General features: G+C 54.3%; 9 protein-coding genes. 4 read left to right on the top strand and 5 right to left on the bottom strand.

Going from position 1 to position 11621, the window contains the following annotated elements; translation table 11 throughout:
- Positions 1-152 precede the first annotated feature (152 nt).
- From C4520_06830 to C4520_06820, 3 genes are read right to left on the bottom strand one after another with little or no spacing between them, the layout of a single operon-like run.
- Positions 153-929: a 2-hydroxyglutaryl-CoA dehydratase gene (locus tag C4520_06830; GenBank protein ID RJP23206.1), complete on the bottom strand. Its 777-nt coding sequence runs from the start codon at positions 927-929 to the stop codon at positions 153-155.
- A 12-nt stretch (positions 930-941) separates the two neighbouring features.
- Positions 942-2435: a 2-hydroxyacyl-CoA dehydratase gene (locus C4520_06825; GenBank protein RJP23205.1), complete on the bottom strand. Its 1494-nt coding sequence runs from the start codon at positions 2433-2435 to the stop codon at positions 942-944.
- The gene (locus C4520_06820) at positions 2302-3429 is read right to left on the bottom strand and encodes a 2-hydroxyacyl-CoA dehydratase (GenBank protein RJP23204.1); all 1128 of its coding nucleotides are present in this window, start codon (positions 3427-3429) and stop codon (positions 2302-2304) included. Before C4520_06820 ends, C4520_06825 begins: the two co-directional genes overlap by 134 nt.
- Before the next feature lie 108 nt (positions 3430-3537).
- On the opposite strand from C4520_06820, the gene C4520_06815 reads away from it, so the two are divergent.
- The 4 genes from C4520_06815 to C4520_06800 all read left to right on the top strand — a co-directional run bounded on the left by C4520_06815 (position 3538) and on the right by C4520_06800 (position 8976).
- Positions 3538-4386, top strand: coding sequence for a TetR/AcrR family transcriptional regulator (locus C4520_06815; protein ID RJP23203.1), 849 nt, complete (start codon positions 3538-3540; stop codon positions 4384-4386).
- A 149-nt stretch (positions 4387-4535) separates the two neighbouring features.
- A complete protein-coding gene (locus C4520_06810) occupies positions 4536-5636 on the top strand; it encodes an alpha/beta hydrolase (protein RJP23202.1) in 1101 nt (366 codons plus the stop codon).
- Positions 5637-5645: 9 nt separating this feature from the next.
- Positions 5646-7025: an aspartate aminotransferase family protein gene (locus C4520_06805; GenBank protein RJP23201.1), complete on the top strand. Its 1380-nt coding sequence runs from the start codon at positions 5646-5648 to the stop codon at positions 7023-7025.
- A 25-nt stretch (positions 7026-7050) separates the two neighbouring features.
- Entirely contained in the window at positions 7051-8976 is a 1926-nt protein-coding gene (locus C4520_06800) for a CocE/NonD family hydrolase (protein RJP23200.1), read from the top strand.
- A gap of 67 nt (positions 8977-9043) precedes the next feature.
- Here C4520_06800 and C4520_06795 read toward each other — a convergent pair whose 3' ends face one another.
- Positions 9044-10243 (bottom strand): hypothetical protein, encoded by a 1200-nt coding sequence (locus C4520_06795; protein ID RJP23199.1) that lies wholly within the window; start codon positions 10241-10243, stop codon positions 9044-9046.
- On the bottom strand, positions 10240-11621 hold a 1382-nt coding region (locus C4520_06790; GenBank protein RJP23198.1), incomplete at its 5' end, for a hypothetical protein. The genes C4520_06795 and C4520_06790, both read right to left, overlap by 4 nt.

Below are 11621 nucleotides of genomic sequence, written 5' to 3'. Positions count from 1 at the left end.
AGCATCTTTGATTTCCAGTTTGCGCATGAGTTCCTCCTTTCTGGTTTGAGTATAGCAGAAAAGAGAAATATGCGCAATTATTTATGTCGTTATATTTAGTTCCGATATTCTGGCGAGGCTCCCGCAGGAAAGCCTCAACGTATTTACTGCATCTACTTCACTTTTTCAGACGCAAAGACGGCGGCGCCAAGCGCTCCGATTATCTGCGGGTCTTCCTGAAATTGAACAAACTCCTTGCCGAGCATGCGCTCGAGACCTTTCACGACCCCGATATTCTTGGAGACGCCTCCGGTCATTCCGATCTCTTCCTTAACTCCGACCTTGCCCACCAGCATCTTGACGCGCCTCGCCATCGCTTCATTTACGCCTGCCGCTATGTCTGCGAGATTCTTCTCCTCGCAGAGAAAATGCAGGATTTCCATTTCGGCAAAAATGCTGCACTGGTTGGTGATGACCAGTGATGTAGTTGCATTAAGCGAAAGCGGCCCCAGATCGCCGATATCTATGCCGAGCGCTTCCGCCATGAGCTCAAGCGATCTGCCGGTACCCGCCGCGCACTTGTCGTTCATGACGAAATCCACAAGCAGGCCGCGCTCGTCTACCCGAATCGCCTTGCAGTCCTGCCCGCCGACGTCGATAACGGTCCGGATCGACGGATTGAGCCAGTGCGCGCCGCGCCCGTGGCACGAGATCTCGCTGATATTGTCGTTCGCAAATGAGATGGTCTCGCGCCCATAGCCCGTGCTGATACAGTACATAATATCATCGTACGTCATCTCCAGCCGGCCGAGCAGTTTATCCATCACGTCGCGCGCCGATTGCTCCGGTCGCGGGCGAACCCGGATAATTTCTGAGCCGCAGATCGTGCCATTATCCATGATCACAGCTTCGGCCGTGAGTGAGCCGACATCGCATCCCGCAACAATCATCGTTGATAACTCCTACAGAATCGTGGCAAAAAATTCTTCGAATTGCTCTTTAATGACCGACATCGGCGTGATGCGCGAGTCCCAGCCGTCTCCCTCGAGCCGGAGCGAGGGGACGCCGAGTTGGCGTTTCACCTCGTCCGCCACCAGGCGATATACGCCCCACGCCTGCTTGCAGGCGGTATGACCGGAGAAAACGCAGCAGTCGGCCTTATACGTCTTCACATAGTAGAGAACGTCGAACAGCCAGTTGTCGGGTGCATTCCAGCCGCCCTTGAGCTGGCGTGTCATCGGCAGATTGAACATCTCTTCCGCGAGTCCATAGAGCATGCTATCCACGCTCGAGGTGTCGATGAACGGATTGAAATCGAATGCGTTGAGCACGTCCATGATCCAGGAAACGCCGATTTCTTCCTGAAACCACGAATAGATCGAATTATCGAAATAGTAAGGAGTATAGATGAAAAAGAGGCGGATGTTTTCCCGAGGCAGCACGTGTTTTCCTTGCTTCAGTCGTTCTTTGCATATCGCAAGAGCTGTCTGATAATATTCAATCGCGTCCATTGTACCCGCCATTGTCAGCTTGGCGCCGGTATGATGCATGTTGTAATAGTTCGGCACCGGATTTGGAATGTTCTTCTTCAACTCTGCAATTTCGTAAAAAAGCTCCGACGCCTTATTCGTGTTCTCGACGACCTCGCGGAGGCGATCTGCCTTGAGCTTGGCGCCGGTCATCTGTTGTATCGCTGCCACCACGTCCTTGAAGCCCTTCGCGTAGTAGTCGAGCGCCCGCTTATCGGAATAATAAGGAATGTCGAGGTACAGGACCGGGATGTCGAATTTCTCGGCCATGTACTCGAATGCCTTGGAATTCGGATCGCATGAACCAAGGGCGCCATTGACCAGCAGGTCGGGTTTCTCGAGCACGCCTGCTTCAAAAAGCCCGATTACTCCGCGCTGCGCCGAGCACATTGTATCGGGAAGCCCGCGCTCGACCGAAAGGTCTAAATAGCCTTCGATCCCTTCTTCCAGGGGAAGCGCCATCGTTGTCAGAACCTCGACGCATACGGGAATGATATCGAGCGCATGAAAAATCTCGGGCGAGAAATTAAACGGGACAAAAGCCACCTTCTTCCCCGAGTCCCGTGCCGAAAGCAGAGTTTTCCAGTACTTGCCCAATCCGCGGTTGAACACAGCCGACATTTTCCTTACGTCCGGGTCTTTCGCCATCGCGAGAAACGTGTTGCGTCTGGTCTCCGGCAAAAAATCCAGGATCGTTTTCATCTCGGGCGACTCAAGATTTAGGTCTTCAGGCAGCATCGAAGCCTGTTCGAAAGCCTCGACAATGCGTGGAATGGCGTCGTTTTGCATGTTGTTATCTCCGGATTCTTTCCAGGAAAGCCTGCACTCGCGTGCGAACACGGCCTGCGTCGGCCAGCGGACCATATTGGCGCTCGAGTTCGAGCGCCGGGATGCCCGCCTTCTCAAGATCGTTCTTGAGCAGAGCATTGTCGGTCCCGTGCAAATCGCAGAATTTTATGTACTCCAGTATGACGCCGTCAACCCGGCCGCGCTCCGCCTGCTGCTTCACAAATTCCAGCCGGCTGTGATATTCTCCCGCCATCCTCGGGCAGGGTACGTGATGGAAATACCTCTGAACAAGGGCCTCGATTGGGTCAACGGTTTCGTCCGTCAAATTTGAAAAAGTCCGCGCCCCATAGCAGAGAGCGTCCGCCACGACGACCGCCCCCAGGTCTTCCACATTCCGAATAAAGTCGGCGTCATCCATAACACTGCCGGCAATGAGCAGGCGCACTCCCGCATCGGCGCCTCTCTTGTTGCCTTCAGACTCATCAAGGGCGGCGGCCAATAACTTGTTGAATTCGTCCTTCGGCATCCGGCTTGCCGCCGCCAGGATGGCCATCTTGTCTGCGCCGCTGAAAACAGGTTGATCCTTCGCCCTCAGGTCATACAATTTCTGAAGAAGACTTCGCGTATCATTATACGTCTTAATCGCTCCTTTGAGTTTTTCGTCGGGAATTTTGACCCCAAGATTCTCTTCGAGGCTCGCCTTCAGTTTGTTCACTTCTTCGCGGTACCAGTTCAAGGCGTCGGATGTCAGCACATGTGGAACCGGCAGGATATACATGAAGGGAAGCGCGCTGGTATGGGCAGCCCAATTGTCGTAGGCGCGCCGGATATGGTCGCAGCCATTCACGAAAACCGCGCCGTCAAGAAAGCTGTATTTCCCGCTCAAAGCCAATTCCAGACAGCATCGCGAGAAGGAACAGTTTACTCTCGTCAGGTAGGAATCCGCCAGAGCGGTCTCGCCGCACCCGCTGCCCGTGATCCTGAATGGCAGGATGTCCGCCGCAAAGAGTATCTCTTCCGGCAGATAAGAGCAGACGTAGCCGACGACCTTTTTCCCCCCTTCCTTCCATTTGTGCACGAACCGGTTCTGCAACTCATTGGATACTTCCGCTAACTCTTCAAAGGCTCCCATGGCGATATCCTTCTCTTGATATGCTGTGAGGGAAAATTCACTTGCTCGATTCTCTCTGCTTCTGGGAAGACATCTTGTGCTTCCTTGGGGCAATCAGGAAACGGGGTAATGTTTCGCTCAATTCTATCCCGTCCTTTTTGGCAAAGTCAAGGAAAAAGCCGCACGTGGGCCATGGCTTTCAGGCGGGGTTTTGGGCAGGTCGTCGCAGAACGTACGGGCGGCAGGGAAGAGGGGCTTGACAAAGAGGGGAGTCAAGGATATAATAACGCTGCTATGATAGATAACAATGTTATGTCAGACGCCCGGAATCCGCTGTCGCGCGATTACCTGTTAAACTTCGATGAAGACCCCAAGGCTTTGCATGAAAAGGCGGCGGAACTGACCCGCCGAAAGCTGCTCCGTGCAGCGATGGAATGTTTTGCCGAAAGCGGGTTCCAGGCTGCCTCGATTCGTGAAATCGCACGGCGGGCCGGCCTCACCATGGGCGCCGTCTATCATCATTTCAGCGGCAAGAAAGGACTGCTGATGAAGCTGAACCGGTTCCGCCAGGAAAAATCGAACCGTCTCCTTTCGGAAGCATTGGCAAGCGAAGAGGATTTTTTTGAAGGGCTGCGCGAGGCGCTCGAGCGCCAGTTTCATTTTCTCGCGGTCGACCCTCTTCTGCGAGGCATCACGCGCGAATACATGAGCATGGCTCTTGTGGATGCTGACTTCAAGGCAATGCACAGCCAGGCCGACCGCGAATTCGAGGAAATCGTCGTGCCCGAAATTAAACGGCAGTATCCGCACATGAAAAAGAGACGACGCGATCTGCTGGTTCAGATGCTGTTTGTTTCTTTTGAAGGCTTGCTTACAGCATTGGTCGTGGATTCTCCGGTAGTATCGCGACCGGAAAACATCGTCAATGGAGTTGTGAACGCTTTCCGGCGAGAATTCGAAAAGTCGGAGAACAAATAGACGCGTTTCGCAACGCCATCATACGCGCAGCGTGAACTCGATTTTGGAAAAGAGGCGCCTGCGGTAGGTGCGAATTCATTCGCACGATTTTCGTTATGAGCAGGTTCAGGGGAAAGGAATGGCATTTTTCTAGGAGGCGGGGCAAATAGATGAACTTCCATAAAATTCTCAAATTGTTGACAAGATATTTTCTCTTGTCGCTCGTACTGTTGGTGCTGCTCGTTTCATTCCTCACAATTTCCTATCGTGCATACCTGCAGGATAAAGTGATGCAGGCCACGGCTATTCGCTCGCCGAACGGGATCGAATTGCTGGAAGCCGTAGACCTGAATGGCGTCAAACAGTGGATTCTCATCCGCGGCTGCGACGTTTCGAATCCTGTTCTCCTCCATCTGCATGGGGGGCCGGGCGCCGCCGATATCTCCATCGCCCGCCACTTCGATGGCGAACTTGTGAAACATTTTGTGGTGGTGCACTGGGACCAGCGCGGCGCCGGCAAATCATTCAATCCTGATATCCCGCGGGAAACGATGAATCGGGAGCAGTTTGTCTCAGACATAAAATCCCTCTCTGAGCTGCTGAAGAAAAGACTCGGTGTTCCGAAGATTTACCTGGTGGGCCATTCTTGGGGGAGCGAGATCGGGATGCTTTCGGCCGCACGATATCCCGAGCTGTTTCATGCTTTTGTCGGCGTCAGCCAGGTGGTCGAATACGATGAAGCCGAGAGGATTTCCTACGACTTCGTCACAAAAGAAGCTGCGCAGACCGGAAATCAGCGCGCCCTGCAAGAACTTCGGGCGATTGCCCCTCCCTATAAGAGCCGCGATGAACTCCTCATGCAGCGGAAATGGCTGGAACATTTCGGCGGCCAGTCTCATTCAGACCTCAGGTTTAAAGACATGCTGAAGATAGGCCTTTCGTCACCGGATTACTCGCTGGTTGACGGGCTGAAGTTTTTCCGTGGAGGAGATTTTTCCCCCTCATGCCTGTGGGAGGAGGGCAAAGACACGGATTTATTTGTGCAGGCTCCTCAAGTGGATATTCCCGTTTATTTTTTTGTTGGAAAATATGATTACAATACGCCGGGTGCGTTGGTCGAACGTTATGTTGACGCGTTAATAGCGCCTCGGGGAAAGCACATTGTCTTTTTCGAAAACTCCGGCCACATGATCCCGTATGAATCACCGCAGGAATACGCAGATGCTTTGATTAATAGGGTCTTGGCAGAAACCCATAGCGATAACAGGTGAGGTATTATCATGGCGAAAAACTTCGAGGAAATTCAGGAGTCGTATTTTCAATGGTCGCAGAAGTCGAAGCAGTTAATGGAGCCGGCGCGCCGGTACATGCCAGGCGGCGACACGCGCACCACTGCACATTACCTTCCCTATCCGGTCTTCATGAAGAAGGGCGCCGGCTGCCGCATATATGATGCCGACGGCCACGAGTATATCGATTTCATGAACAATTTCACCACGCTTATTCTCGGACATGCTCATCCGAAAGTGGTGGGGGCTGTGGCCGACCAGGTGAAACTGGGAACGGCCTATGCCGCTCCGACCGAGTCTCAATTCGAGTTGGCGCGCCTGATCTGCGAGCGCGTACCTTCCGTCGAACAACTCCGTTTCTGCAGTTCCGGCAGCGAGGCCACGATGATGGCAATCCGCGCGGCCCGCGCCTTCACTGGAAAGCAGAAGGTCATGAAGATCGAGGGCGGCTACAACGGAAACCACGACATTGGCGAGATCAGTCTCGTTGCGATTCCCACCGAAGCCGGCCCCTTCGAGGAGCCGATAACTCTGCAGCCCGACAAAGGGGTTCCGCTGAGTTCGGTGGACGGCGTCATTGTGACCCCATTTAACGAACCGGAGATCACCGAGAAGCTGATTAAGAAACACCGGGATGAATTGTGTGCAATCATCATGGAACCAATGATGGGCGCTCTCGGCATGATCGCTCCGATGCCCGGTTATCTGCAGGAGATGCGCCGGATAACCAAAGAAAACGAGGTTCTCCTCATTTTCGATGAGGTCATCACGCTCCGACTTTCACCGGCCGGTCTTCAGGGCATGGCGGGGATCGAGCCCGATCTGACGGCGATGGGGAAAATCATCGGGGGCGGTCTGCCCATTGGGGCATTCGGCGGACGAAAAGATATCATGCAGCTTTTCAGCCCCGAAACGGCCGATTTCATGTGGCACGCGAGCACCTTCAGCGGGAATCCGCTCACGATAGCGGCGGGGCTTGCTTGCATGCGTGAACTCACCCCGCAGGTCTATGATAGACTGAATGCGGCCGGCGACGCCTTGCGGAAGGGGTTTAACATTGCCTTCGATGAAATCGGAATTCGGGGGCAGGCGACCGGCCTCGGCTCGCTGGTGAACCTGCACATGACGGACCGGCCCATCCGCAATGCGCGCGACAGCATCACCGGCCTGTTCGGGGCGGGTCCGATTCCGATGCACCTTCATCTGTGTATGCTGCAGCGCGGCATCTTTCCAGCCGGCCGGCAGATGTACTGCGTCTCGACGCCCATGACCGCAAAGGAAATCGAAAAGGCGGTCGGGGCTCTGACGGAGACGCTGCAGGAGCTCAAGCCGATTCTTGAAGAGGATTTCCCGCACTTGTTAAAGAGTTAGTCCTGACGGAGAACTGGGGGAATCTATGCGAGGAATAGGGGGACTTTCAATGCGACCGCACTTTTTGAAATGGGCGACACTTTGTGCGCTGGCGGTTTTCGTCTGCATTTCAGTTGACTCCGTCGCGGAACAGGCAAATCTCCAATTCGGAATTTACGAAGGATATGAAGGACCATTATGTGATGGCGTGGTTGTCAGCTCGCGATACATCACCATGCGTGACGGCACGAAAATAGCGGCGGATATCGTGCTGCCGAAGAATCTGCCGGAGGACATAAAGATTCCATCCATCCTGAAAATGACCTGTTACTGGCGAGCGCCGGAACTCCGGCCTCCTCTGAGCTGGTTTCAAGAGCGTGATGAATTCGAACGCGTCTTTACGAGCCATGGATACGCGCTCGTCCTTGTCGATGTGCGGGGGACGGGCGCTTCGTTCGGGCCGCGGCCACACCCCTTCTCCAAGGATGAGGTCAAGGACGGGGCCGATTTGGCGGATTGGATAGTCGCGCAGCCATGGTCGAACGGAAAGGTTGGTGCAATCGGCACTTCATATTCCGGCACGACAGCTGAACTTCTCGCTGTCAACAATCACCCCGCAGTGAAGGCGGTCGTTCCCCGCTTCGCCGATCATGACTTGTATTTTGATATCGCGTTTCCGGGGGGAATTTCGTTTGTTTGGATGATGAAGAATTGGGGTTATTACACGCATTTGCTGGATAGCAATGTCGTCCCAAAGGATGCGGGTTTGATGGCGCGCCTCTTCGTGCGGGGAGTCAAACCTGTGGATGGCGACAAAGGCCGTCGGCTCCTCACGAAGGCGGTGGCGGAGCATGCGAAGAACGGCGACGTCTATCAACTCGCTACATCCGCGACCTTTCGCGACGAGACAAATACTTCCTCGGACACCACGATCGATAGTCTCAGCACCCACAATTTCAAAGAAGAAATCGAGCGGTCCAACGTCGGCATCTATAGTTGGGGTGGTTGGATGGATGAAACCATGGCGGACGCGGCCATACGCCGTTTCCTGACATACAGCAATCCCCAGCGTACGGTGATCGGGCCATGGGACCACGGCGGCGGCAATCATGCGAGTCAATATCTTCCTCCCGATACGCCAACCGACCCGAGTATGGAGCGCCAGTGGCTCGATTGCGTCAAGTTCTTTGACTACTACCTGAAAGATATCGAAAACGGCGTTATGTCGGAGAAGGTGCTTATCTATTACACAATGGGCGAGGAGAAGTGGAAATCGACCAATGTCTGGCCGCCCGCCGGTACAACCTCGGCCGCCTGGTACTTTCATCAAGATAATGGGCTCTCAGAAATCGAGCCGGCGGAAGAATCGGGCGCTGACTCCTACGCCGTTGATTTCGAGGCGACCACCGGGACATCTAACCGCTGGCATACTCAGATGGGCGCCGACGTAGTCTATCCAGACCGCGCCGAACAAGACCGCCGCCTCCTCACTTACACGAGCGAGCCGCTATCGGAGGACCTCGAAATTACCGGCCATCCGGTCATCACTCTCTACCTTACTTCAACGCATACCGACGGAGCCTTCTTCGTCTATCTGGAAGATGTGGACGAATCAGGGAAGGTCACCTACCTCACGGAAGGTCAGCTTCGCGCGCTGCACCGAAAAATTTCTTCGGACCGACCGCCTTACAAAATGCTGGTTCCGTACCATTCATTCAAACAAAAGGACGCCATGCCGCTTGTCCCAGGCGAAATCGCGGAGCTCAGGTTCGGTTTGCATCCAACTTCTGCGCTGATCAAAAAAGGGCATCGGATACGTATTGCGATCGCAGGACACGATAAGGATTCGTTCGCACGAATTCCTGAAGAAGGCATTACGACAATTACCATCCTGAGAAACAAGAATTTCGCCTCGCATATTGAATTGCCGGTAGTTTCGAGAAAAAACGATGATTCCAGAGGCGAGCAGTAAGCAGCGGTCTTACAGAAGGAGTCTGGGACAGATGAGTTTGCCGGCAGCGGGAATTGGATGGGTGTTCTTATCTCTGGACGATTTCAAAGATGCGGGGGCCGCGCAGGCCGGGACGAAACTCGATTTTTCGGCCATCCTTCCACGCGATCAGGCGTTCCCGCGAGAATAATCCGCCCCTCTTGTGGGTAGTGATTCTGCAGTCGTTTCCGAGAAATCTCACGGCTTCCGCCGCGCTTTCGGCGAAAAATTTCTTGCTGGCCGAACGAGGCAATCTCTTGAGATACTGCTCCGATCGCGTTTCCGGCAGGAATCCGACATATGCCAGAACGGCGCCCTCGATGCCCGCCAGATGTGCTCCAACCCGGTATTCGAGCGGAGAGAAAAAGGTTTCGAAAGTGTAGGATGGAATCCTGAAGGAAAGCGTAAGCCAATCGCTCAGAACCATTCTTCCCTTCCTGAATTCTGTCAGTAACGGCCCGGATATCTCGCGCCCCTCGCCTTTCGTGATTGTTTGCGGGATCGGGACGAACAGTTTCCGGAAAAGCTTGCCGACATTGCTCACCTTCCGCGGAATGAAGTAGTTGCGTTTCAGGTTTTCTATTATCTGCGCGCCAACCAGTTCCCCCAACTCGCGCTCCGTATCAGGAATGAACTCGATCACCGTCACTTCAAAATTACTCGGCATGAAGCGCCACTGTTGCGGCAATTGAAATCGCACCCCTGGCCGGTAAAACAGCGTCTCATGCAAATCGAGCGATAACGACGCCCGCGCTTCCAGCAGATATTGCTTCAGCATCCGCGTCTCCGGGGGCAAGAATTCATCCGGTCTGCACCATACGGCATTGACATCTTCCCAATGACTCTCCGAATAGTCCTCGCGAATTTCAGTGTTGCCAAGCGGGTCGACGCATTTTACCCCGCGCAAATCGTAGCCGTCCGGATCGAGACAAGGCAGCAGGATAAATTGCACTTTCTCCAGTATCCGCTTCAAGTCTTCGCCCGGTTCGGCAAGATGCCGCGCCGCGAGCAGGAGCGCAAGGGGCGGAGCATCCTCTCGGCCGTGATTGGCGGCGGTGAGAAGTATCCGGTGCGGCGTGTCATCCGCTCCGGCTTTCAGCGCATAGATCGGCCGTCCCATCTTCGAGCAAGCAACCTCTCGGACGTCGAGATAATCGTGCAATTCCATGAGCGCGCTCTGCAAATTCGAGTAGCGCTTGTAGCCGTTGAGTTCCTTGATACGGGGATATTTGTCGAATAGATCGTTCATCGTTCAAGCCTCATGATGCATTCGCCGGGCTCCTTGAATTCGCGCTGATGGAACACCGCCTTTGACTGATACACATCGGCGATGCCGTCCCACCCGAAATGCAGCGCGCGATGAAATGTCTCCGTGTAGGCGTCAACCAGGTTCGCCGAGTCCTTCACAAGTCCGTTCAATTCCGCGAGTTTTTCATCGGTGACCAGGGTAGGTCTCGAGAAGTCGCCGAATATCTTATCGAACCCTCGAGCTATATCAGAAAAATGCTTCTTCACCTTGCGGCTGAGCAGAAGGCTGACTCCAAAGGTGGCGACTCCGAACACAAGAATAGGGGAAATGAAGAACGCGCCTTTCATCAGGCCGAACGCCATGTCGAGCCCGCCCACAACCATGATGCCGATCGGGATCTGCCTCTTCTCAAACGAAATGAGGTGCCCCAGCTTCATCGCCTGAAACTTGCTCCGTGAATAGGTTGTAATAAAAAGGCTCTGGGACAGCTTCGATCGTATCTTCTCCGGGTCGAGCGCCTCCGGAACGCGGACGACATTGTTGATCTCGACGTCGGTCTCGCTCACCAGATGCGCGGTCGGATGCAGTGCAGGCGGTATTACATTGAAGGGGAAAAGCTCGCCATTAGAAAATTCGTCGGCCAAATAGATCTCGAACGATTCTTTCGTCGGCAGCACCAGAAATTCCAGCGAGCGCTGCTGGCGGCTGTCACGGAGAAACGCTGCTTTCCGCACCTCGCGCTCCGGCGCCCGGATGCGGGCGGCCTCCTCATCCTTAAGGACGAGCGCGAGAAAATGAAAGACGTTCCGAAGGAACCCGCGCCGCGGCTTGCTGTCCTCGAATTGCGAATAGTAGAAATCGCAAACCGTCTCCAATTCCTGCTCGCGCGCTTTGTTCGACAGCTTCAAATATATCTCTTGCCCGCTTCCGTCAGTCCGCTCGAACTCCTCGACAACCTGATTCACTTGCCCCGCAACAGTCTCATCGGCGCCTCTTTGCACCCGAATCGTGTTCGCTAATTCGCGCGCGCATTCCTTGTATTTTCTCGCCACAATGAGTTTTCTGGAGCGGGCGCGCAGATGCACAACGTTGAAAATCATGTACGGGAGCAGGATTGGAAGCAAGAGAGGCTTGAAAAAAGCCAGCGCCGCGCAGCCCAGCAGCCACGCCATGTCCAGCACATTCGAAAGCGGACCGACGTGCAACAACTCATCCTGGTGAAGCGACAGGCTGTCCCAATCTTTCTTCATCTGCCGCTCGACTTCTCTCATCTCGTCATCGGAAAAATATCCATAAAGATGAACGGTTGCCTCGAAGGACTCCAGATCCTGTTGCGTCGCAAGTGAATTCAGAAGATCGATATAATGGGACAGCAGAA

The sequence above is a fragment of the Candidatus Abyssobacteria bacterium SURF_5 genome (assembly GCA_003598085.1).
Taxonomy (GTDB): Bacteria; Abyssobacteria; SURF-5; order SURF-5; family SURF-5; genus SURF-5.
Note: the sequence above shows the minus strand (reverse complement) of the source record. Positions and strands in the feature narration are given on the sequence as shown.